The sequence below is a fragment of the Arcobacter suis CECT 7833 genome, from assembly GCF_003544815.1.
Lineage (GTDB): Bacteria > Campylobacterota > Campylobacteria > Campylobacterales > Arcobacteraceae > Aliarcobacter > Aliarcobacter suis.
Genome location: NZ_CP032100.1, coordinates 1,050,262 through 1,073,539, shown reverse-complemented (window position 1 = coordinate 1,073,539; position 23,278 = coordinate 1,050,262). Strand labels below are relative to the sequence as shown.

Annotated in this window: 28 protein-coding genes; 10 read left to right on the top strand and 18 right to left on the bottom strand. The window is 23.4% G+C overall.

Annotated features, from left to right (window positions below):
- Positions 1-3: 3 nt before the first annotated feature.
- From ASUIS_RS05550 to ASUIS_RS05535, 4 genes are all read left to right on the top strand, one after another.
- Positions 4-603: a Tgt2/MlaC family protein gene (locus ASUIS_RS05550; RefSeq protein ID WP_118886078.1), complete on the top strand. Its 600-nt coding sequence runs from the start codon at positions 4-6 to the stop codon at positions 601-603.
- Entirely contained in the window at positions 603-3,092 is a 2,490-nt protein-coding gene (locus ASUIS_RS05545) for an efflux RND transporter permease subunit (protein ID WP_118886077.1), read from the top strand. The genes ASUIS_RS05550 and ASUIS_RS05545 overlap by 1 nt, the downstream gene beginning before the upstream one ends.
- The gene (locus tag ASUIS_RS05540) at positions 3,089-3,646 is read left to right on the top strand and encodes an LOG family protein (RefSeq protein ID WP_118886076.1); all 558 of its coding nucleotides are present in this window, start codon (positions 3,089-3,091) and stop codon (positions 3,644-3,646) included. Before ASUIS_RS05545 ends, ASUIS_RS05540 begins: the two co-directional genes overlap by 4 nt.
- A gap of 225 nt (positions 3,647-3,871) precedes the next feature.
- On the top strand, positions 3,872-4,507 hold the full coding sequence (locus ASUIS_RS05535) for an HAD family hydrolase (protein ID WP_118886075.1): 636 nt from the start codon (positions 3,872-3,874) through the stop codon (positions 4,505-4,507).
- Here ASUIS_RS05535 and ASUIS_RS05530 read toward each other — a convergent pair.
- The 7 genes from ASUIS_RS05530 to ASUIS_RS05500 form a co-directional block, all read right to left on the bottom strand.
- Positions 4,504-5,073: a TlpA family protein disulfide reductase gene (locus ASUIS_RS05530; protein ID WP_118886074.1), complete on the bottom strand. Its 570-nt coding sequence runs from the start codon at positions 5,071-5,073 to the stop codon at positions 4,504-4,506. The two genes, ASUIS_RS05535 and ASUIS_RS05530, sit on opposite strands and share 4 nt — an antisense overlap.
- Positions 5,073-5,369 carry a hypothetical protein gene (locus ASUIS_RS05525; protein ID WP_118886073.1) on the bottom strand — a complete coding sequence of 99 codons (297 nt, stop codon included), beginning with the start codon at positions 5,367-5,369 and terminating at the stop codon, positions 5,073-5,075. Before ASUIS_RS05525 ends, ASUIS_RS05530 begins: the two co-directional genes overlap by 1 nt.
- Before the next feature lies 1 nt (position 5,370).
- Positions 5,371-6,552 carry a hypothetical protein gene (locus ASUIS_RS05520; protein ID WP_118886072.1) on the bottom strand — a complete coding sequence of 394 codons (1,182 nt, stop codon included), beginning with the start codon at positions 6,550-6,552 and terminating at the stop codon, positions 5,371-5,373.
- 12 nt (positions 6,553-6,564) lie between these two features.
- Positions 6,565-7,212: a DsbA family protein gene (locus ASUIS_RS05515; RefSeq protein WP_118886071.1), complete on the bottom strand. Its 648-nt coding sequence runs from the start codon at positions 7,210-7,212 to the stop codon at positions 6,565-6,567.
- 3 nt (positions 7,213-7,215) lie between these two features.
- Positions 7,216-7,653 carry a disulfide oxidoreductase gene (locus ASUIS_RS05510; protein WP_192894435.1) on the bottom strand — a complete coding sequence of 146 codons (438 nt, stop codon included), beginning with the start codon at positions 7,651-7,653 and terminating at the stop codon, positions 7,216-7,218.
- Positions 7,654-7,658: 5 nt separating this feature from the next.
- Positions 7,659-7,943 carry a hypothetical protein gene (locus ASUIS_RS05505; protein ID WP_118886070.1) on the bottom strand — a complete coding sequence of 95 codons (285 nt, stop codon included), beginning with the start codon at positions 7,941-7,943 and terminating at the stop codon, positions 7,659-7,661.
- Positions 7,944-8,008: 65 nt separating this feature from the next.
- Positions 8,009-8,950 carry a methyltransferase domain-containing protein gene (locus ASUIS_RS05500; RefSeq protein ID WP_118886069.1) on the bottom strand — a complete coding sequence of 314 codons (942 nt, stop codon included), beginning with the start codon at positions 8,948-8,950 and terminating at the stop codon, positions 8,009-8,011.
- A 222-nt stretch (positions 8,951-9,172) separates the two neighbouring features.
- On the opposite strand from ASUIS_RS05500, the gene ASUIS_RS05495 reads away from it, so the two are divergent.
- On the top strand, positions 9,173-11,698 hold the full coding sequence (locus ASUIS_RS05495; RefSeq protein WP_118886068.1) for a glycosyltransferase family 2 protein: 2,526 nt from the start codon (positions 9,173-9,175) through the stop codon (positions 11,696-11,698).
- 104 nt (positions 11,699-11,802) lie between these two features.
- Positions 11,803-12,582 (top strand): RMD1 family protein, encoded by a 780-nt coding sequence (locus ASUIS_RS05490; RefSeq protein WP_118886067.1) that lies wholly within the window; start codon positions 11,803-11,805, stop codon positions 12,580-12,582.
- Here ASUIS_RS05490 and ASUIS_RS05485 read toward each other — a convergent pair.
- A complete protein-coding gene (locus ASUIS_RS05485; protein ID WP_118886066.1) occupies positions 12,575-13,207 on the bottom strand; it encodes a peptidoglycan recognition protein family protein in 633 nt (210 codons plus the stop codon). The genes ASUIS_RS05490 and ASUIS_RS05485 overlap by 8 nt on opposite strands.
- Positions 13,208-13,296: 89 nt before the next feature.
- Here ASUIS_RS05485 and ASUIS_RS05480 point away from each other — a divergent pair, with 89 nt between their 5' ends.
- Both ASUIS_RS05480 and ASUIS_RS05475 read left to right on the top strand, forming a co-directional pair.
- A complete protein-coding gene (locus ASUIS_RS05480) occupies positions 13,297-13,584 on the top strand; it encodes a hypothetical protein (protein WP_118886065.1) in 288 nt (95 codons plus the stop codon).
- Positions 13,585-13,891: 307 nt separating this feature from the next.
- Positions 13,892-14,413 carry a helix-turn-helix domain-containing protein gene (locus tag ASUIS_RS05475; protein WP_118886064.1) on the top strand — a complete coding sequence of 174 codons (522 nt, stop codon included), beginning with the start codon at positions 13,892-13,894 and terminating at the stop codon, positions 14,411-14,413.
- Between the two features lie 122 nt (positions 14,414-14,535).
- Here ASUIS_RS05475 and ASUIS_RS13810 read toward each other — a convergent pair whose 3' ends face one another.
- From ASUIS_RS13810 to ASUIS_RS05455, 5 genes are all read right to left on the bottom strand, one after another.
- On the bottom strand, positions 14,536-15,642 hold the full coding sequence (locus tag ASUIS_RS13810) for a DNA methyltransferase (protein WP_204513375.1): 1,107 nt from the start codon (positions 15,640-15,642) through the stop codon (positions 14,536-14,538).
- 88 nt (positions 15,643-15,730) lie between these two features.
- Entirely contained in the window at positions 15,731-16,717 is a 987-nt protein-coding gene (locus ASUIS_RS13805) for a DNA cytosine methyltransferase (RefSeq protein ID WP_204513373.1), read from the bottom strand.
- 61 nt (positions 16,718-16,778) lie between these two features.
- Positions 16,779-17,603 (bottom strand): hypothetical protein, encoded by an 825-nt coding sequence (locus ASUIS_RS05465; protein WP_118886063.1) that lies wholly within the window; start codon positions 17,601-17,603, stop codon positions 16,779-16,781.
- A gap of 57 nt (positions 17,604-17,660) precedes the next feature.
- Positions 17,661-18,089, bottom strand: a complete 429-nt coding sequence (locus ASUIS_RS05460; RefSeq protein WP_118886062.1) for a hypothetical protein — start codon at positions 18,087-18,089, stop codon at positions 17,661-17,663.
- 335 nt (positions 18,090-18,424) lie between these two features.
- Positions 18,425-18,994, bottom strand: a complete 570-nt coding sequence (locus ASUIS_RS05455) for a hypothetical protein (RefSeq protein ID WP_118886061.1) — start codon at positions 18,992-18,994, stop codon at positions 18,425-18,427.
- A 222-nt stretch (positions 18,995-19,216) separates the two neighbouring features.
- Between ASUIS_RS05455 and ASUIS_RS05450 the strand changes: the two genes are divergently transcribed.
- Positions 19,217-20,194: a hypothetical protein gene (locus tag ASUIS_RS05450; protein ID WP_128326715.1), complete on the top strand. Its 978-nt coding sequence runs from the start codon at positions 19,217-19,219 to the stop codon at positions 20,192-20,194.
- Between the two features lie 3 nt (positions 20,195-20,197).
- Entirely contained in the window at positions 20,198-20,404 is a 207-nt protein-coding gene (locus tag ASUIS_RS05445) for a hypothetical protein (protein WP_118886059.1), read from the top strand.
- Between the two features lie 139 nt (positions 20,405-20,543).
- Here ASUIS_RS05445 and ASUIS_RS05440 read toward each other — a convergent pair whose 3' ends face one another.
- The 5 genes from ASUIS_RS05440 to ASUIS_RS13685 all read right to left on the bottom strand — a co-directional run bounded on the left by ASUIS_RS05440 (position 20,544) and on the right by ASUIS_RS13685 (position 23,215).
- The gene (locus ASUIS_RS05440) at positions 20,544-21,473 is read right to left on the bottom strand and encodes a hypothetical protein (protein WP_118886058.1); all 930 of its coding nucleotides are present in this window, start codon (positions 21,471-21,473) and stop codon (positions 20,544-20,546) included.
- Positions 21,474-21,664: 191 nt separating this feature from the next.
- Complete coding sequence (locus tag ASUIS_RS05435) at positions 21,665-22,108, bottom strand: hypothetical protein (protein WP_118886057.1); 444 nt, start codon at positions 22,106-22,108, stop codon at positions 21,665-21,667.
- A gap of 72 nt (positions 22,109-22,180) precedes the next feature.
- Positions 22,181-22,555, bottom strand: a complete 375-nt coding sequence (locus ASUIS_RS05430) for a hypothetical protein (protein WP_118886056.1) — start codon at positions 22,553-22,555, stop codon at positions 22,181-22,183.
- Positions 22,548-23,063: a hypothetical protein gene (locus ASUIS_RS05425; protein ID WP_118886055.1), complete on the bottom strand. Its 516-nt coding sequence runs from the start codon at positions 23,061-23,063 to the stop codon at positions 22,548-22,550. The genes ASUIS_RS05430 and ASUIS_RS05425 overlap by 8 nt, the downstream gene beginning before the upstream one ends.
- Positions 23,060-23,215 (bottom strand): hypothetical protein, encoded by a 156-nt coding sequence (locus ASUIS_RS13685; protein ID WP_153801671.1) that lies wholly within the window; start codon positions 23,213-23,215, stop codon positions 23,060-23,062. The genes ASUIS_RS05425 and ASUIS_RS13685 overlap by 4 nt, the downstream gene beginning before the upstream one ends.
- Positions 23,216-23,278 lie beyond the last annotated feature (63 nt).

Sequence of the window (23,278 nt, the reverse complement as noted above, 5' to 3'; positions counted from 1 at the left end):
TTAATGAAATTAAAAAGTTTATTTAAAATCTTATTTCTAATTACATTTGCAGTAACAACTGCAAATGCAATGAAACAAGATGAAATTCAAACTATAATGACTAAAAAAATTGATAATGTTTTAAGTATTTTAGAACAAAAAAATTTACCTATAAACAAAAAAGGTGAACAAATAATAAAAATTATTGATGAAGTTTTTGATTACGAATTAATGGCAAGAATTGCCCTTGGGAAAGAGACTTGGGATACATTAAGTGAACAAAAACAAAAAGAGTTTACAAAAATATTTGAAACAAAGTTAAAAAATTCATATATTGAGAAATTAGAATTATATAACGACCAAAAAGTAAAAATCATAGGTTTGAATCCTTATAAAAATGCAAGATTGCAACTTGAAACTGAACTTTTAGGAAAAGAAGGTATTTATAAAATAAATTATAATTTTTACAATAAATCAAAAGATAGTGAACAATGGCTAATTTATGATGTTGATTTAGTTGGAGTAAGTATTATTCAAACATATAGACAACAATTTGCAGGTTTATTAAAAGAGAAAACTTTTGATGAAATGTTAGTTTTACTTGAAAACCCAAATACAAAATAATGATTAAAAAAATATATGATACTTTTATTTTAAAGTATCCAATCCTAGTTTTATTGACTTTATCAATATTTGTTTCAATACTTGGATATTACTCTACAAAAGTAGAAGTTGATGCTTCTGCTGAAACTTTACTTTTAGATGATGATAAAGATTTAAAGTTTTTTAGGGAAGTTAATAAAAGATACAATAATCTAAATTTTTTAATTGTAACTTTTGCACCACATGAAGACTTACTTTCAAATCAAAGTCTTGATACTATAAGAAATCTTTCAAAAGAATTTTTAACTATTGAAAATATTGAAAGTGTAGATTCTATTTTAACAGTTCCCCTACTTCAATCTCCTGTAAGACCTATTTCTGATTTAGTTGCTGGTGTTGATTCTATGGAAACTAAAGAATTTGACAAAGAACTTGTTAAAAATGAGTTTTTAACATCACCTTTGTACAAAAATGCTTTAGCAAGTGATGATTTTAAAACAACTGCATTAATTTTAAATATTAAAAATGATACAAAATATTTTGAACTTTTAGAAAAAAGAAACTCTTTATCAATAAAAGAAAAAGAAAAAACTATCACTAAAGAAGAAAAAAGTGAATTAGAAAAAGTAATTATTGAATTTAAGAATTATCGAGATTTAATAAGAGAAAAAGATGCTAAAAATATAGAAAATATAAGAAGTATCATAAAAAATCATAAACCAGAAGGGAAAATATTCCTAGGTGGAGTAAATATGATAGCAAGTGATGCTATTAGCTTTGTAAAAAATGATCTTCTTATTTATGGTATTAGTTTAGTTTTAATTTTCATATTTATTTTATGGTATATATTTAGACATATTAGATGGATATTAATTCCTCTTGTAATTTGTTTTATTTCTATTATTTCAACTGGTGGTATTTTAGGATTATTTGGTTGGGAAGTTACAGTTATATCTTCAAATTTTATTGCTTTACAACTTATAATTACCATGTCAATTGTTATTCATTTAATAGAAAGATACCGAGAATTAAATATTAGATATAAAAATGCAAGTCAATATAAATTGGTTGTTAATACTGTTTTATCAAAATTAGTACCTTGTTTTTTTGCTATTATTACTACCGTTGTGGGATTTGCTTCTTTAATTTTATCAAATATAGAACCTGTAATAAACTTAGGTCTTATGATGAGTATTGGTATTAGTATTTCATTAATTTTATCATTTATTATTTTTCCAATTATATTAATGATAATGGGGAAAAAAGATGAACTTGAGAAAAAAAAGCTAAAGGTTTCTTTTGTAGAAAGATGTTCATATATAGTTGAAAACTATGGAAAAACTATAATTGTAGTAAGTATTCTTTGTGTTATATTTTCAATAACTGGAAGTTCAAGACTTTTTGTTGAAAATAGTTTTATAAACTACTTTAAACCATCAACAGAAATCTATAAAGGAATGAAAGTAATAGATGAAAATCTTGGAGGAACGAGTCCTCTTGATATTATTGTTAAATTCAAAGATGATGAAAAAGCAGTTCCTTTAAAAAGTAAAAATCAAGATGAATATGACGATTTTGAAAATGAATTTGATGAAAAAAATAACGATAAACAATATTGGTTTAGTCAAGATAAAATGGATACAATTATGGCTATTCATGATTATTTAGAAACTATTCCAGAAATAGGTAAAGTTCAATCATTAGCTACTTTATTAAAAGTGGGAGAGATTCTAAATAAAAATGAAAAATTAGATGGTATAACTTTAGCCCTATTATACAACCAATTACCACCTAAATATAAAGATATGATTTTATCTCCTTATATTAATATTGAAAAAAATGAAGCTAGAATTACTATGAGAATTATAGATTCAAATCCAGATTTAAGAAGAAATGATTTATTAACAAAAATAAATACAGATTTAAGAGAAATTATAAAAAATAAAGAAACAACTTATCAACTATCAAATCTTATGGTTTTATATAACAATATGTTGCAATCTTTATTTAATTCTCAAATATCGACATTGGGAACATCTGTTGTGATTTTATCTATTATGTTTTTTATATTATTTAAATCATCTAAGATTGTTTTTATTGCATTAGTTTCAAATATAGTTCCTATCTTTCTTCTTTTTGGAATTATGGGTTGGCTAAATATCCCTTTAGATATTATGACTATTACCATTGCAGCTATTGCTATAGGTATTGCTGTTGATGATACCATTCACTTCATTCATAGATTTGAAGATGAATTTAAATTTGATAGAAATTATATAAATGCTATGAGAAGAGCACATAATGGAATTGGTCATGCTATGTATTACACAACAATAATAATAGTTATTGGTTTTTCTATTTTGATGTTATCAAATTTAGTTCCAACTATTTATTTTGGATTATTAACAGGTGTTATTATGATAAATGTATTAGCAGCTGATTTATTACTTTTACCAAAATTATTATTAATGTTAAAACCATATGAAAAATTAAAGGAAATTACGAAATGAATGTAGCAATATATTGTGGTTCTTCTTTTGGAAATAATAAAATCTACGAAGAAGCAACAAAACTTTTAGCAGTAAAATTAGCTAAAAAAGATTTTAAAATAGTTTATGGTGGTTCATTACAAGGATTAATGGGAATTATTTCAAATGAATCATTAAACCTAAATAATAGTGTAACAGGTGTAATCACACATGATTTAGTTTCAAAAGAGATAGAAAATAAAAACATAACAAAAATCTATAAAGTTGATACAATGAATCAACGAAAAGAGAAAATGGCCCAATTAGCTGATGCTTTTATAGCAATTCCTGGAGGTTATGGAACATTAGAAGAAATTTTTGATGTTATAACTTCTGCACAAATTGGTTATCATAAAAAACCATGTGCTTTTTTTAATGTAAATGGTTATTATGATAAATTAATAGAATTTTTAAGAAATTGTGAAAAAGAGGGATTTATCAAAAAAGATTATATTGATATGTTAATTGTTTCGGATGATATTGATGAAATATTAGAAAAAATATCAACTTATAAAGCCCCAAAAGATAAATGGTAAATTTTAGGAGTTTTTTTATCGTATTTACATTTTGTTAACTTTTTATTTAATAAGGGTTAATGCTCATTGATTATAATTACTTTACAGATTGATTATAACTTAATTGCGATGTTAAGATTTATTTAACTGTATTTCTCCTCCTAATAATATACAAATAATAAGGGAAGCTAATAACGCTTCCCTTTTTTTATACAATCTACAAAATTTAATTTTAGGAATTTTTTAATGAAAAAATATATTTTATTTGATAATGATGGCGTTTTAGTTCATACTGAACCTTTATATTTTAAAGCTAATATTAAAGCCTTACAAGAATATTTTAATCTCTCTTTAGAATTTGAAGAATATATGAAAATTATGAGTGAAGGAACAACTGTTTGGCAAAAAGCATTAGATAAGGGTTTTACTCAAAATGAAATTGAAATTGCCAGAAATAAAAGAAATGAATATTATCAAGAGTTCTTAAAAACTGAAAATATTTTAATCCAAGGTGTAAAAGAAGTGCTTAAAGAACTATCAAAAGAATATAAAATGGGAATAGTTACAACTTCAAGAAGAGTTGATTTTGAAATAATCCATAAAGATTTAGGAATAGTTGATTTTATGGATTTTGTTCTTTGTGAAGAAGATTATGAATTTGCAAAACCACATCCACAACCATATCTAAAAGGTTTAGAAATCTTTGGTGCAAACAAAGATGAAGCAATTGTAATTGAAGACTCTACAAGAGGTTTAACAGCAGCTTACAAAGCAGGAATTGAGTGTGTTATTGTTAAAAATGAATTTACAATAACACAAGATTTTTCAAAAGCAAGTTATTTTATAGATACTTTAAAAGAATTGGAAACTATATTATCTTAGTTTTCAATTGCTATTTTAATATATTGTTCCAACTCTTCTTTAGGAATTTTCCCCACAAATTTTTTCACAAATTTTCCATCTTTTGAAAATAAAAACATTTCAGGAACTTTTTTAACATCACCTAACTCTTTTGCTAATTTAAAATTCTCTTCACCCATTGTAATTGGATAAGTAATTCCATGTTTAGATATAAACTCAACTATTTCTTCTTTTGTTTTATCCTGTTCAAATAAAACAGAAACTATTTCAAAATTATCTTTATATTTTTCTCTTACTTCTTTTAGTACTGGAATTTCTTCAATACAAGGAGGACACCAAGTTGCAAAAACATCAATTAAAACAGCTTTTTTTCCTTTAAATTCATCAAAATCCAAACCATTAGTTGTACTTTTAAAACTTATAAACTTTTCATCTGTTGTAATTAAATTAAATGTTTGAGAAACAAATTCATATTTATTCTCTTGTAACGATTTTTTTGCAATAACACTATCATCAATAGGTGATTTTGAATCACAACCAATAAACAAAAAACCTAAAACTAATAAACTTACTAAACTCTTTTTCATTATTTCCCTAAATTCGATAATTCTTGTATTAAATTTCTAGCTTCTTCTTTTTCAAAAAAAATATTCATTGATAACTCGTAATTTACTCGTTTAAGAAATTTTAATTTTTCTTGAAATTGTAACTCTTTATTATCTTCATATTTTTCCAAAATTTCTAAAAGCTCAACTCTATAACTTTGGATTAATTCATCTTTTTTTACAGCTTCTGGTTTTATAAAAGCTGTTTTACTTTTTTTAAGATACATATAAATAAACGTAAAAAAAGCACTTAAAACAAGAGCAAATAAATATTCCATTTTATTTACTTCTTGCTATTGCTTTAGCTTCTTTAGCGATTGCTTCAGCTCTTTTTGCAACTTCTAAAACTTGAGCAATTGTTTGGTTATCTAAAGCTTCTTTTTCTAGTTTTTCCACTCTTTCTAAAACAACTCTACAATCAGTATGTCCTAGAATATCTATTACTTTTGGTGATTTAATTATATGATTTATGTAAGATAAATCTTTCCAATTAAATGTAATTTGGTTTTCAAAATGCTCTTTATATTTAGCATTAATTTTTGTTTCATTTTTCACAAAAGCTAAATCCAAATTAATATCATCTTTTTTTGCAAACAAATTATAATATAAACTTTGTAAATGCAAAGAATCTTTCAACTTAGAAATATAACTATAAACCTTTTCTTTTTCATTGTTTTCTAACATATAAGATAAAATAACTTCCGATACTTTTGCATTTTCATCATGTAATAAATTATTCATTTTTTTATTACATTCTGAGTAGATTTTTTCAGATTTATTTTTATCTAAAGCTTTTATAAATTTATACAAATCAAGATTAAATCCAAAATTAAACCTATTTATTTGAATAAACAAAGGATTAGTTATATCGTTTGGATTTATTGTTGTATTTGCATAAGAAATTATTTCATCTACAAAAATTGCATCTTCTTTTTTGAAAAAAGAATTTTTATAAAAAAATTCTATTTCAGTAAATAAATCATTTTCTAAAATAGTTTTTGACTTAAAGTTATAAAATTTGCTCAATTCTTCAAGGTTATATTTTTTCAAAATTTCGCAAATCAAAGAATAAGAAATTGATATTTTTTTGAAACTTTCAATTTTTTCTTTTATATTCTTTTCTTTTAGTAATTTTAGATGATTTTTAAAAATATCTTCTTTCACAAAATTTAAACTATTAGCTGCTTTTGAACCTCTTTTTGGTAACTCTAAAATTACTTTATCAAGCTTACTATCATACTCTTCAAGATTTTTTGTATCTTTTATTTCTGATATAAGCTTTAAAAGTTCTGTTGTTTTAAACCAATTATTCATAGTAAAAACTATTCCAAACAACAAAGCTAAAACTATCAATAAAATAACATAAATAGTATTTGGATCTTGGGAATAAATCAAAGATAAATCGTAATCTGATTTTTGCACTAAAGTTATAAAATCAGTTACTTTTCCAAAAATATCCATCTATTTTTCCTTTTATTTATAAATTTCAGCTTCAATTAAATCAAACAAATCTTGTTGAGATAATCTTTCTAATTTTTTTTCATTTACAAAAATAGTTGGTGTACCTTTTACATTTAAAGCATTTGCATCTTGTTTATCTATTTCTATAATTTCATCAATTTTTGGATTTTTCATATCTTCTTTTAATTTATCGATATCTAAACCTTCAATTTGCTCTAAAAATGTCCATAATAATTCGGGTTTTTCGTTATTATGTTCCGCCCAAATAGGCTGTTTTTCAAAAATTACACTTAAAACTTCTTCATATTTGTTTTGTTCTCTTGATGCTTCAAGAATTTTTATAGCAAATTTAGAATTTTTATGATTTGCTAAATATCTAACAACCAATTTTATATCAGAATAATGTTCTTTATAAACTTTTCTAATTATTGGATGAAAAATTGCACAAGATTCACATTCAGGGTCTAAAAATTCAACTACCGAAATATTTTTTTTGTTATCGCCAAATGACATTGCATGATCTCGTATTAAAGAAGCCGCACTTGAAGAAACTAATGAAGCTTCTTTAGTATTCTCATTATTTTTATAAAAATAAGCTAAACCTACAAATAAGGCAACTAAAATGAATAAAGATATTCCTACTAACTTTTTATTTTGCATTTTTTATTTTCCTTTTTTTAAAATTATTAATAAAATAAGGATGATAGTATAAGCAAAAAAAGATAACAAAGGGATTGTAATAAACCCCAACCAATTAAGGTAATCAACAGAACATGGAACTCCTTGAACACAAGGAGATAAATCTTCAGGAATTATTTTAAACATTAATAAATTATGATAAACAGAAATCAACCAGCCAAAGAATCCTAAAGTAAAGGCATATTTAAATACTTCATCATCAGGAAACAATAGATTTATTAAAAAAATAAAAACTAATGGATACATAAATATTCTTTGATACCAACATAATGAACATGGAATAAAATTCATGATTTCTGAGAAAAAAAGACTTCCAAGAGTTGCTATTACTGAGACTAAAAAAGCTAAAAAAACAAAGGTCAAACTTCTAGAGTTTGACCTTGAAGATAAATCAACAGACATAAGAATTAAGCTCCTCCGCCAACTTCTGAATTTAATTCAGCATGAATTGGATTTCTTGGTATTGAATCACATAAAGCAATTGATTCATTTAATGCTTTTAAAAACTCTTCTATATTTTCATAAGGAATCTCTATCTCAGAAGTTTTAGTTTTTCCATGAGAAAAAATAGCAATACTAACAACTGGACTACTATATTCACCATAAGGTTTTTCAACATGTTCTATTCTTACAGTATCATCTGTTGAATGGGCTAACTTAAAAGTTTTTACTTCAATATGTTTTGATGGCATAATATACTCCTTTTATTTTGATAAGTTAATTGTAACAAAAAAATAGTAGTTTTAACGAAATATTTTTATTTAATTGAAGTTGCTGTTAGAAAAAGATAATTTTTTCCAGTTAATGTAACTCTATATTTTTTTTGTTGAAGATATTTTTTACAAAAATAAACATCTTTATATAAAACTGATTGTTCACTATATGAATAATTCGCCGCTTTCGCTCCATAAATCATCTCACCATTTATCCATCTACAATTTGGAAAACCTAAAATTATAGAACCTTTATCTTCTAAATAATTTTGAATTAAATCCATAAATAAAAGTTTAAAATTTAAACTTGAACTTTGTAGCGTTCCAATAGAGATAATTAAATCAGATCTTTTTAGATTTAGTTCATTTAATTTATTTATATCGTGATTGTAAAAAGTAAAATTTTCTAAAGGAAATCTTTTTTTAGCAAATTCAATAGCGCTAAAAGAGTAATCAATTCCTACAAAATTCATCTGTTTTAAACAATCTTCATTTACTAATTTTTTTATTATTTCAAATTCATCTGCTTTGTTTATACCTAAATTTAAAACATTTGTTTTTTCTTCTATTTTTACATTTTTTAAAGCTTCACTATAAGCATATAAAAAAGCTGGTTCTTCATTTTTGTTAATTCTGAAAAAAGTTGAGTTTTCACCATACTTTTCTTTTTTTTCATCATTTAAATCTTTGTGAAAAGAGTTTGTTTGATTTAGTTTTTGAAATTTGATTACAACTGTATTTGGATTTATGGAACTTATTATCATCTTACAAAATAATAATTCAGCTAAATCACACCAAGATTTATAAGATCTATAAATAAACTCTTGATTTTCTATATTTAGTTTTTCTCCCGCATAAATATCAATATCAATATCAATATCAACATCTGGATTTAATACTTCAATAAAAATTTCATTTTGATTTTTAAATTCATTTTTTAAATATGAAATTATTTCAAACATACTTTCATTTGTAATTCTTTTCATTTACTCTCTCATTATATTTTTTTGGATTATATTATAGTTTTATAAAATTAATATTTTTTATAAAAAAGATACTTTTTTGTTACAAAAGCAAACCAATTCAAAGCAAAAATAAACATTTTATAACACTTGTAAAAAATAACTCCCTTAATTTCATAAATTTTATAAACAAAATTAGCAAAAAATGGTAATATTACGCACTAATTATAAAAAAAGGAAACTGTGTTGAGATATATTATCTTAGGGCTTATACTTGCTGGACTATTTCAAGTGTTTTTTTGGATTACACAAGACAATAGAGTATCACTAAAGCAAGATGCATCGGAAAGAATTGAATCGCTTTCATATTCTCCATATGAGGGATATGGTAAAAAAGTATTATCACCTGAACAAATAGCGGTAGATGTTGGTATTTTGTTAAATTTTACAGATAGAGTTAGAACTTATTCTACAGCAGATGCTAAAGTAATTTTGGAAGTAACTTCTAAAACTAATATGATGGTTGACTTAGGTCTTTGGTTAAGTGGTGATTATGAAGAGAATTTTTTAGAAATTCAAAGAGCAGCAAAACTTTTAGAAAAATATCCTAATAATATTAATAATGTTATTGTTGGAAATGAAACTTTACTAAGAACAGATTTAAATGAAGTTGAATTAAGTGCTTACTTAGATTATATGAGAGAATTTACTAACAAACCAATTACAACTGCGGAAGTTTGGCATAGTTTAGTTAAATATCCTGAAATAGGTAATCATGTTGATTTTATTATGGTTCATATTTTACCTTATTGGGAAAAAATTCCAATTGATAGATTTAATGAATTTGTAATTGAAAAATACACTTTAGTTGAAAATCAGTATCCAAATAAAAAGATAGTTATTGGGGAGACTGGTTGGCCAAGTCATGGTTATAATTTCAATGGTGCAGTTCCTGGTTTAAAAAATCAAGCTATTGCTATAAGAGGATTTTTAAATCTTGCAAAAGAAAAAAATTGGTCTTACAATATAGTTGAAGCTTTTGATCAACCATGGAAAGGTTATGATGAAGGTAACGTTGGGCAATATTGGGGAATATTTACTACAGATAGAGCTTTAAAATTCTATTTAAATGGAGATATTGAGCTAAATCAATATTGGTTATATCAAATGATTGCTGCTATTATTATTGGAGCAATTATTACCCTATTTGGTTTAAAAAATCAAAGATTAAATTTAAATCATGCCTTAGCTTATGGTATTGCAGCACAAGGTATGGCTTTTGGTATAGTAATGGCTATTACATATCCTTTTATAAACTATATGAATTTTGGTATGTGGGTTATGTGGGGAATGGGAACATTTTTGATGATTCCACTTATTGTTATTACCCTTGCAAAAGCAAATGAATTATTTAAATGTTCTATTGGAATTCCTCCTGAAAGATTGGTTCCACTTGATTTAAAATCTGATAATATTCCTTTTGTTTCTATTCATGTTCCGGCTTATAAAGAGCAACCACATGTTTTAGAAGAAACATTAAGAGCATTAGCAAAACTTAGGTATCCAAATTATGAAGTTCTTGTTATTATTAATAATACACCTGAAGAATTTTATTGGAAACCAATTGAAAAGTTATGTGAAGAGCTTGGAGATAAATTTGTATTTATGAATATCACTTGTACTGGATTTAAAGCAGGAGCTTTAAATGCAGCACTAGAGAAAACAAATAAAGAAGCAGAAATTATTGCTGTAATTGATGCAGATTATGTTGTTGAATCACCTTGGTTAGTTGATTTAGTTCCATTATTTGATGATCCAAAAGTAGCAATCGTACAAGCTCCACAAGATCATAGAGATGGTGATGAATCAATAATGAAAGCTGCAATGAATGCAGAATATGCAGGTTTCTTTGATATTGGTATGATTGATAGAAATGAAGAAAATGCTATCGTTGTTCACGGAACAATGGTTATGGTAAGATTAAGTTCTATGATGGAAGTTGGTGGTTGGGGAACTGATACTATTGTTGAAGATAGTGAATTAGGTCTTAGACTGTTTGAAGCTGGATATATTGCTCACTATACAAATAGAAGATATGGATATGGATTACTTCCTGATACATTTGAAGCATTCAAAACTCAAAGACATAGATGGGCTTATGGAGCTATTCAAATTCTTAAAAAACACTGGAAAGAGTTTAAACCATCAGCTAAATCTTTAAGCCCTAGACAAAAAAGTAAATTTGTCGCAGGATGGTTCTTCTGGTTAAGTGATGCAATGGGTCCAGTTATGGCTGTTATGAATATTATTTGGGTTCCTGTTATTATTTTTGTAGGAGTTACAATTCCTACAATTCCTTTAACAATTCCAATTATTACAGCATTTTTAGTAAATATCTTACATACTTTCATTTTATATAGAATGAAAGTAAGAACAGGTTTTAAAAATACTATTTTAAGTTCTATTGCATCTATGAGTTTACAGCTTATTATTTTCAAAGCTGTTTATGATGGGTTTGTAAAAGATGGTTTACCATTTAAAAGAACTCAAAAAGGTGGAAAAGCTAAAAAAAGTGAAAATCCTATAAAATATGAAACTATTTTAGGAATATTATTATTAATTGCATTCTTTGCTTTAATTTTTACAAACTTTACTGGTATTGTAGAAATTTATGTATTCGCTGCAACTATATTTATTCAAAGTATTCCTTATTTATCTGCAATAATAATGAGATATTTAGAATTATCTTCTATCAAAAATCAAAAGCCTTAATTTAGGCTTTTGGTTTTACTCAAAATAACCAATCAAAATCTATCACCAAAAAGTAATCATTTTTAGCTAGAATAATTCATTAATTTAAAACTACTGGATAAATCATGCAAACAAAAAAACTAATATCTTATCTTACTTGTGAAAAATTTAATAACGATATATTTGAAATTATAGAAGAGCGATATAAATGCAATATCATAAAAGATGCAATAATTATAAATATAAAAGAAGAACAACAAATAATTTTATTTAAATATGGTGTTTTAATTTGTTGGGATATTGAGTTTGAAAATATAAAATTTTTCCTTGATTTCATAAAAGATTTACAAATAAATAGTTTTAAAAAACCTATAATTGAAGAGTTCAACTACACTTTGGATGATGAGTTTAAAATAAACCTTGATACTATTTATCTAAGTGATTCTTCAACTGCATCTAAAATAGCCATTTCTCAAGCCTTAGCTCAAAATGTAAAATTACAACAATTTGAAGAAGAAGTACAAACAACTATTGAAAACAACTCACATATTCCTTTACAACTTTCAACAACAGGAAAAATAAAACTTACAAAAAAAGAGATTTCAAAAAAAATTGGTGAACTGTTTTTGGTAAAAACTAAAATAAATCTACACTATGATTTGCTTGATACTCCTGAGTTTTTTTGGGAATATCCTCAGTACGAAAATCAATATGAAAAAACTGTAAAATATTTAGATATAAAATCAAGAGTAGAAGTTTTAAATAAAAAAGTAGAGATTATTCAAGAACTTTTACATGTTTTGGGAGATGAACAAAAACATAAATATTCATCATTTTTAGAGTGGATTATTATCATTCTTATTGCTTTTGAAATAATAATAAATCTAAAAGATCATATTAATTAGATTTTAAATCAGGAAAATTTACTCTTAGATTTTCCATAAAATCTTTACTTGGGTCATTTTTAATAGTTCTATATTTTGAGTCTTTTTCTAAAAATAAAGGATGTTTTTCAAAACTTTGATATTCATAATGACCAATTAAATACTCAATTGTTCTATATTTTTCTTTTAAATATTTAACCAATTCTATATTTGCTTTTAACTGTTCAGTAGTTAAAGATTTTTTATTTCCACCAACATTTTCAACGCCTATACTTGAAAAATTTAAACCAATTACGTGTCTTGCCATATAAGTTTCTGGCATTAATGAATAAATAGTTCCATCTAAATCCACTAAAAATTGAGTTGAAACATTTAAATTTCCAGCATTAGTTATATCTTTTCTATCTGTTAGTAAAATTTCTGGATTTAATCTATTAAATGATTCTTTTAAATCATCAACTGCGGTGTGGTGAATTACTATTATTTTTGGAATGATATTTATATTTTCAACTTCTAAGCCATAGGAATTTTTTATATATTGTTTAGTTAGTTCTATCCTATTTTGAGTGAATTCTATTGGCATTGATTTTATTTCTATTGCATAAGAATAAAAAGAAAAAATGAGGATTGTAATTAATGTTTTCATTTTATATTGTAACAAATTATCTTTAGAAATTCCATTTGTAATTTAAACAAAGAAAGTAATATAATAAAACATCAATAAAAAGGAAACAAATGCCAGATATAAAAGAAAAACTAAAAGATTTAGTTGAAACTGTAATGATTCCAGAAGTTGAAGATTATTTAGAAGATTTATATAAACTTTTAGAAACAAATTCTCAAACTCAAGATGACAAAGAAGCAATAGATGAAATGGAATCATTTTTGGTTGAACTTCAAAATGTTTTAGCAGTTATTGAAGAGGATAAAACTCCTGATTCAGAGTATCAAAGAATTTATGATTATATCAAACAAAATCTTGATGAACATGAACATGGACACAATATTGAACAAGAAGATTAAAAATCTTTTTTTAAGTTAAAATAAATATCCTCAAATTATTCAAAAATAATTTTTTATAGTTTTGTAATAAAATGATAGATATCATTCTTTTAAACAAAATAAACCTATATATTGAGAGTTTATACCTCTCAATAACTACTAAAATTTATCTCAAAATAAAATAAAAATGTAAAAAATAATTTTCAATACAAGACTTTAAGTTTATAAAGTGTCATACAAAGTTATATACAATAAACTACGAAACAATACGACAAAATACAAAGTTTAAAATGATATAATCATTTTATATTTTTAAAAAAGGTATCTGTTGGAAAGTCAAATATTAGAATTATTACAAATTATAAACAATAAAATTGATATTATAGGTAGTGATAACAAATCATTAAACAATAAAATTGATAATGTCATTGATAGAATAAATGACTTAGAAAATGATATCAATAATAAAACCTCTCTAAGTTCTTCAAGTAATGAATACCTAACAGTTAAAGAAATTATGGAAATATATAAAATCAGTAAAGAAAAAATCTATCAAGATATTAAAAGTAATGAATTTTCTCAAAAATATTCACAAAAAAAGAATGGTGGAAAAATTTTAATAAAAAAAAGAGATTGGGATTTATGGTTTAATTCTTTTATAGTTCCTGATATGTTGGAAAATTATAGAGAAAAAATTAAACTTGGTGAAATTATTGAAGAAGATTTTTCAATAGAAGAAAAAGAAATTGTTGAAGAAATTATTAAAAAAAATCCAAAAACAACAAATGAAGAAAAAATCTCTATAATTGATAAAATAAAAAAAGGTAAAGATATAAGTTTAAATTATTAAACTTGTTCTTCACCTCTAGAAATAATAAATATTTTAAATGATAGAGGATTTAAATTAAAAAGTAAAATCATAATTACATAATCTAATAATGAAGTAAATTTAATCTTCTATATATATCTCAATTAACTATTAATATATTTTTCAATTAATTCATTTAACTTTTCTTTATGAATAGGTTTAAGTTCTTTATCAATAGAAACTAAATGACAATATATTTCAAAAAAATCTTCAACAGAAGACAAAAGTCTCATATAATACTTTAAACTATCATTAACACCATTTACAATAATTTGACAACCATGTTTTTCTCTTACATCATCAATAATATTATTAATGTCTTCTAAATCTTCCCTTTTTGTTCCCACACAAGATAATATATAATATCTTTTAGGATTGTGTTTAATAATCTTTTCTTTACAAACTAAAAGAATTAATTTATCAATTTCCTTATCTAATTTAATTTCCAAAGTCTCTAATAGTTCGTCACCTTTATATATTTCTATATCACCTGATGAGTTAGAAGTGGTATCACAAGTAGTATGATTACCTAACTTATCTACATAACAACCATTAAATCTCCCCATTTCTTTAACTAACACTTGATAAATTGAATAAAAAGATAAAACAGGTAACTTTGAACCACCACTAATATGATATTTTTCACCAAAATGTTCTTTAAAGATTTTAACCAAATTATTTATAGTTATTTTCTCTTTATTTTTTAAAGGTGTAACTTCAATCTTATTATGTTCTTTGGATTCAATACCTTTTCTTAATAAGTATTTTAAAACTTGAATATTAAAACTAGTATTTGTCTCAATAAAATTAATAATATTTAAAAAACTAGTTTTTGTTGATTTAGGAGTAATTTTACCTTCATAATTAGAATTATAAGGATAGGGTTGTTCAAGAGACCTAGTTAACCAACCACTTTCTGACATTGATGGTAATTCTAATTCTTTTAATGTTGGAGTAATATATTTAGTATCAATAGTTCTTCCAGAAAAACCATTTGTCATATTATCCTGATGATTTCTTATATCTTGAGAAGGATATAGTATTTTATGAGTAACTAAGGTGATTAAAACAGTGTAAACACCTTTACTTTGATTATGTTTTATCTGTTCTCCAACAATATCTATATCATCAATTAAACTTTTCTCAAAAGTTGGTGTAAAAGTTATGTCAACACTATTATAAATATCTAACAATTTTTCTTTATGGTTCATTAACACATCCCTAATTTAAATAATAAGAGATTATATACAATTAATTAATCTTTGTCTAGTTAATTATAACTTTATAATACATAAAATTTTATTCTTTAAAAAACTGATTTACTATTTCTCTTCCTATTTCAGTTATCATTGGAATTACAACAGAATTACCAATTTGTTTATACTGTTCTCCTTTTGTAGAACTATTTTTGAAATCACTAGGAAAACCATTTAATCTGTAACATTCTTTTAATGTTAATTTTCTAACTTTTTCTTGATGATATATCCAAAATCTACCAGAAGTTTCTTGAGAAGGGATTGTGGGATGTGTTCCTTCAGAACAATAAATTCTATTGGGTTGTTTATGAACTCTTGATAGATGTTCAGTATTAGGTCTTGTCCCCTTATCTCTAATTTTTTTATTCCTATAACCAATAAATCTTAAACCAGATTTTTGTGTTTTTACTATTTCATTATCTAAAATTGTATACTCTTCATTATTTAAATATTCAAAATCACCTTTTTCTTCTAATATATCTTTTATTTTTAGAGTATCTAAATTTTTTACTTTGGAAAAATCAAAATATTTTTCCATTGAAGAAACAATAATAATTCTTTCTCTGTTTTGAGGAACACCAAAATCTTTACCGTTCAATACTTTCCAACTTGTTTTATATCCAAGTCCTTCTAATGTATCAATAATAACAGATAAAGTATTACCTCCATCATGATTTTTTAGATGTTTTACATTTTCCAAAAAAACTACTTTTGGTCTTTTAAAATTAACTATTCTAATGATTTCATAAAATAAATTTCCTCTATCATCTTTAAAACCTTTTTGTTTTCCACATATAGAAAAAGGTTGACAAGGAAAACCACCAGTTAAAATATTATGGTCTGGAACAATAAATTCAGAAACTTCATGAATATCTCCATATGGTTTATCATTAAAGTTCTCTTTGTAAACTTTTCTACAATTTTTATCTATATCTGATGACATAACACATTTTAAATTTAATTTATCTAATCCTAATCTGAAACCACCAATTCCAGAGAATAAATCGATATATTTTATTTCTTTTTTCACTATATTTTATACCTAATTTTTCAACTATTGTATCCTTTCAAAGGTAAATTTTTTGTTAAAGTCAACTTACTAAACCTTCATTAATAATGGAGTCTTCTATCCAAATAAAACTACCATCTTTTAGTCTTCTCCAATGTCCTCTTCTTATATGTTCAATAGGTCTTTTATGAAATAAATGTATATTTTCTTTGTTTGTTAAATATTTAATCGTAATTCTTGTAGATAAATACTGTAAAAGATTAAATTTATTTGATTTCTCATAATCTATCGTACCCTCATAATCATCATTATTTACTGTTTTCTTTTCTTTTTCATATTTAATACCAGTTGTAATTTGTTTTATTTTTTTATCAATATTTTCTGAAATATAAAAAGGTTTTGTTATGATATTTGAACCTTTTAGAAAAAAAGATAATACATTCATAATTTTTGTGTAAGTGATATTTTTTTCATTGATTATAAAGTATGATAAAACTAAACTACTTATATCCCTAAAAAAAGTATCATATACAAACAACTCTATTTTTGAATAAAAAAAAGAGTTTTTTTCTAAATAATCAGTAAATACTAGAATATTTTTTAAAAATAACATAAAATTTTTGTCTTTTTTCAAACACTCAATATCAATAATCTTACTGTCTTTAACTACAAATTGATTTTGTTCCAACAAATTGTATAAAAAGTCATAACTTAATGAATAATAATCATAGTTTATTTCACTTATTTCTATAAAACTCTCATTTCTTTTTTCTAGTTTATCTTCTAAATTCTTACTAACTTTTATATATGTTTTCTTATCTGTTTTTTTAATACTTTTCACTTTTTGTTTAATATTATTATAAATATCTCTTAATATTTCAATTTTTTGAATTAATGTATATTCCATTTTATTTTCCTTTATTTATAATTTAGAGACTTAAAGAAGTCTCTATTTTTGTTTAGATTAAGATACCAATTCATTTAAAATGATATTATTTACACTAACCATACACTCAAGAACTAAACCTACTTCTAAAAGATTTTGAACTTTATATCTCATAGTTTTTGTTTTTTTATTTCTATAAGTATTTGTAGGTATTAGTTGAAAAACTGGAATTTCATATATTTCAAGAAAATCTTTACTTCTATAACAGTTTCTTTCAAAAACTTCTAATACAATATTTGTATTTTTAATTTTCTGATATATGTTTTCTTTGATACTAACACTATTGATTTCATAAATATTAGTAGTATGAACCATACTTTTAAGTATGATTGTTAAATTGTCTTTTTGATATACATTATTTGATAATTTCTCAAAACCTAATCTTGATAATTCCTCTCTTCTTATTACAAAAGAAGATTTAATTTTGTTGTCTGTATGTAGATACATTTTAATCCTTTTCATTTTCTAAACTTTAGAAACTTGATGTTTCATGTTCTAATCATATCAAAATTAAAAATGACTACAAGTCCAATTTGATGGATATAGTTATGGGGTTAATGATTTTTTATAGAGTTTTAGTTATGGGGTTATTATTTTGATTTAAGTTAATTATTAAATAGTTATGAGGTAATTATTTTGATTTAATTTTTATCTGTTTTTATCTGTTTTTTTGTAGTGATATAATGATTTTTTATATAAAAGATTATGGAGTATTTACTATTTTGTAAATTTATTGTTAATTATCTATGGGGTAAAGAATTATATTAAAATAAATTAAAAAATTAAAAATTAAGGTCAATTTTACTTGATTTTTTAATATTAGGAACTATTCCTTCTTTTTCTTTATCTTCTTTATTCTTTATTTTCTTATTTAGAATATCTTTATCTCTTTGTTTAATACCATTTTTTAAATTTATTTCTCGTTCTTCATTTGTTTTTTCAAATAATTCTAAATTTTGATATTTTAATCTTTTTAAAATATTGTTATAAAATTTTTTTGATTGAGTTTCATTATTCATATAAAGATTTATATTTTTTAATATTTTATCTTTTTCCAAAAAGTCTATCATAAATGAATTACTTATATGTGATTTAAGTTCTGTTTTAATCTTTTGACTACAAATAAAACTACTATTTTTAATTGATAATAATATTGAACCTTTACTTTTAGAATTTTGTAAAAATTGTTCTCTATCAAATATAATAAAAATTACTTCATTATTTGTTATATCAGGTTTATTTTTATATGGTTTGATTTCTTTTGAATTAGTATTAAATGTGATATATTTTATATCCTCATTTAATGTTAGTTCTTCAATTTTTATGTAGTTATATTTTGATATTTCATTCATAGAAATATTTTACAAAAAAAATACTTTATTAGGGTTTTGAAAGGGATTTTAATCTCTTCATAAAATAAGGAAAAAAACTTTTAAGTTTTTATTTCCTATTTTAAAAAGGGTGAGGGTTTTAAGTCCTTTTTTCCATTTAACCAAAAGTATTTTTGGTTCTATATAATTTTTGTAAATTTACAAAGGTTATATATGAGAAAATTGAAAAACTGGACTGTCATAATGAAGTCAATACAAGGGAAAAAAGACAACCTAAAAGGTTTTTTGAACTTGTATCACTACATTTATGATATTAAAAATCAACACCCTAACCATAATTTGAAAGATAATCACAAGGTAATAGGTTTTGAAGATAGAGATACTTTAATATCTAAAAACTTTGTAAATCTACAAATGAAAATAGATTTAGAAAAAAGTTTTTTACAAGGTAAAAAATCTTGTGGAAGAAAATCAAGTTATGGTAAAAGTATTCTTTTGTCTCTTCCTACTGAAATAAAATTAAGTCAAGAGAATTATAAAAGAATCAGAGACCTAATTTTAATTAAACTTATTACTTTTTTAAGTAATGAGTATAAATTAAATTATTCAAAAGAACAAAGAGACAGATATATAAACAATTATATACTCTCTTCTGTTCACATTCAAAATAATAACGACCATTTGAATATATTAGTTCCAAATGTTATGATTGATTACAATAACAATAATAAACTTTTGAGGGTTGATTTAGGAAAAAGAAGGGTCTCATATTTCATAAAAAAATCGTTTAATTACATAATGTTAAATTATTTTAATCAAAATTATTTAGAGTATGAAATAAAATCACATAAAGAAACCAAGAAATTAAACTCTCTATATACAAATAAACTAAAAGAAGTTGAAGAGAAAAAAGAGGATTTAAATTATCAAATAAAAAATATGAAATCTTTATTTGATATTACAAATGAAAATATTTTAAAACTTCAAAAAAGAGTAGATATTTATTTAAACAGAATGGATACCTCAATTTTAGAAAAAGACCAAGATAAATTTGAAAAAAATAGAGATTTAGTTTTAAAGAATCTTCAAAAAATAAAAGAAGAACTTCAAAAAGATTATTCAAAACAAGAAATAAAACCTGACTTGTCAATGTTTGATAAGATAAAAATAGAACTTGAAAATAAATCTTATACTAATACAAAATCAGGATTAATAAGGTAAAAAATGGACTCTTTTCACACAATATCAAATAGACAAAAAAAACAAATTGAAAAATTTGAAGAACATAAACCAAAATTAGATTTAGTAATTAACTGTTTGAATAGAAGTAAATTATTAGACCAAGAAGAAAAAGAACTTTTAGAATTTTCACTAAAATATATTATTCATATTATGGATAAATATAAATTATCTCAAGGGTTGGACTTTTAAAATGTTTTTACTTTTACAATTTTTAATGGATACAACAGATATTTTGGAAATATTTTCACAATTTGAAAAAAAGAAAGGTGAAAGTTCTAATTCTATTTCTTTAAAACCTAAACCCCCAAAGGGATTTAAGGGGTTTAAACTATAAAGTTTTTTCTAAAATATTTTCTAAATAATATTCAATTTGATACCCATGTTTTTCCATTAAATTTTCATACCCTCTACTTAAAAAAAGTTTTTCAATTAAAATCTCTTCATTAGAGATTTGTTTTGAAGTTCTCAACCATTTAACAAATGAGATATCAGTTTTTGAATAATCATTGTCAAACCTTTTTAAAAGTTCATTATATTTTTTATTGATTTTATACATTCCTTTATATTTTTCATACTCTGTGAAGTTTGTATCAACTCTCTTATCTTTTTTAGTATTTGATACCATTTTAGAGTTTTTAGAAGGTGTTTTAACTTCTTTTATTGTTAAAGATAAAAAAGGTTTTGATAACTTTTCAAAATCTTCAAACTTGAAATATTTTTCACTATATTCAAAATTAATTTTATACCCATTTTTATTGTTGATTAAATCTCCCCCACATAGTTTAAATATTCTTGGAGTGTCAAATGTTTTATCAGTTTCAAAGTGATAACAACAACCTTGTAAAAGTTGAGAAAAATATTTTGTATCACCTTTAAAAGGTTTTTCAAATTGATATATCAATTGTTTTTTATTTGGTGAAGTATTTATATCAAAAGTTGGTGTTCCAAAATATTCAATAATTTTGGGATAAATAATTTCTGTGTCTTTGTCTATGTCAAAATAAAATGATTTTATGTTTTCAATATTTTCTTCTCTTCTTCTAACTTTTCCCTCAATAGGTTTAAATGTATTGAGAGAATAATAAATATCACTTCCATTTTTATTAAACCATTCCATTTTATTTAAGTATTTAATAAGTCCATTATCATTTAAAGTAAATGATTTTTGGAAACCTTTTTTATTTTTTCTATCTAATGAAAAGATAAAAAATGTCTCTTCTTTTCTAAAATATTTTTCTAAAAAGTCTATAATTTTCAAGTTAATTTCCTCTTTTTATGAGTTTATTTTTTCTAAAATTTCTCTTTTTATGAGTTTATATTTAATATATTAGTTCTTTACTAAATTGTTTAAATAATAGATTAGTTATATATTAAATTACGACAATGTTTTTAACTATGTATAGTAAAAAATATTTACCATTCAAGGTTAAAAAAACTAGATATACTTTGTTAATTTTCTTTACTTTGATTTAAAAAGTTTTTAAAAAAAATTGTTAAATCAATTATGTTGTGTTGGTTGGGTGTATAAAGTTTAAATTGTTCTCTTTCAAAAATAAATTCTTTTATTTTTGTGTTTTCTTCTTTATTTGTTCCACTATGTAGTTTTATAATTTCTTTACTATTTAACTCTTTTATTGATTTTACAATAGTTGGTTTTGAGATTTTCAAGTCTTTAACTACTTTTTCATAGGGTGTAATAATAAATAAATGTCTAAAATCTAATGAAATATTTTTAATTAAATAAATCAAAAAAAGTTTTGAACTTGAAGTAATATCAAGTTTAAAAATATAATCTATTAGTGAATGTTTTAAATATAAATAGTTTGTTTCTTTATTACTATTAAACTCTATAACTCTTTTTATTGTTGATTTTTGAATGTCTGTGAGGTTCATACTCTTTCCTTAATTTAAGATTTAATTAAGGAATGATATATGGTCTTTTTTAGTTTGTCAAATTATTTCAGTTTATATTAAATCTTCTAAGAATTTATCCATTCCTGAAACTTTCTCTTCCACATGATTAAATAAATCTCTAATATTTGGTATTGTTTCTTTATTTTCCCATAGAATTGGAGTATTAGTTGTAAAATAATCAATATTTGATATCATTATTGTTTCTCCCCACTCAAATTCATTATAGTCAGTAAAATGTTTATACCTTTTTTTATATAGGATAAATGTCTTCTCTTTAAAAGTTGTCATAAAACATATAGGAACTTTATTACTTGTTCCTTCTATAAGTGAAGTTGGTGGAGTAATTTCTCTCCAAACTATATCTCCACTTATTGTGTTTTTAATTAATTCCGTTATAAATTTAATAAGTTGTTTTTCTTTACTCATTTTCTTCCCATTTCATATCTTTTATTGTTTGTTTCAAAATTGTTTGTAATTCAACTATATCACTATATATATCCCATACTTCATCTTGACTTAGGTTTGTAAGTTTTTTAGTTGAGAAAACCTTATTCTTTTTTCCTTCAAGTTCATTTAAAACTTTTAATAGACATTCTTTTATTTCTTTGTTATCATTTCTTCTTTTGATATTTTTCAATAATCCTTTTATCTCACTTAAAACTTCAATAACACTTTGTTTACTACTATTCCAATCAGAAATATTATTTGATAATTTAGTTCTATAAGTATTTAATTCACTTTCTAATTCAGGAAACCTTATTTTTTTAATAAAAGATTTTCTAATTTTTCTAACTTGAATTAATAAATATACACTTATACCCAATCCTATGATTGAAGATATAGAAGAAAGATTACTAAACCAATATTCAGGTTCAGATACAAAATAACTCCATATAGTTGAAAAAAAATCTAATTCATTATCGTTTTTTATCATAAATTTGTTCTATCTAAAATTCTATTTACATATTTACTATATGACAATCCTAAAAAACCAATTTCACTTGGTTCTCTTTGATAAAAATCAATATCATAATCAATTTGTTCAAAAACATTTGAAACAGTTTTATTTCTTGGTTTTAATCCCATCTAATTAACTCCTAATTTAGATAATATTATATTACTAAAAAATAACATATAAACAGATAATAA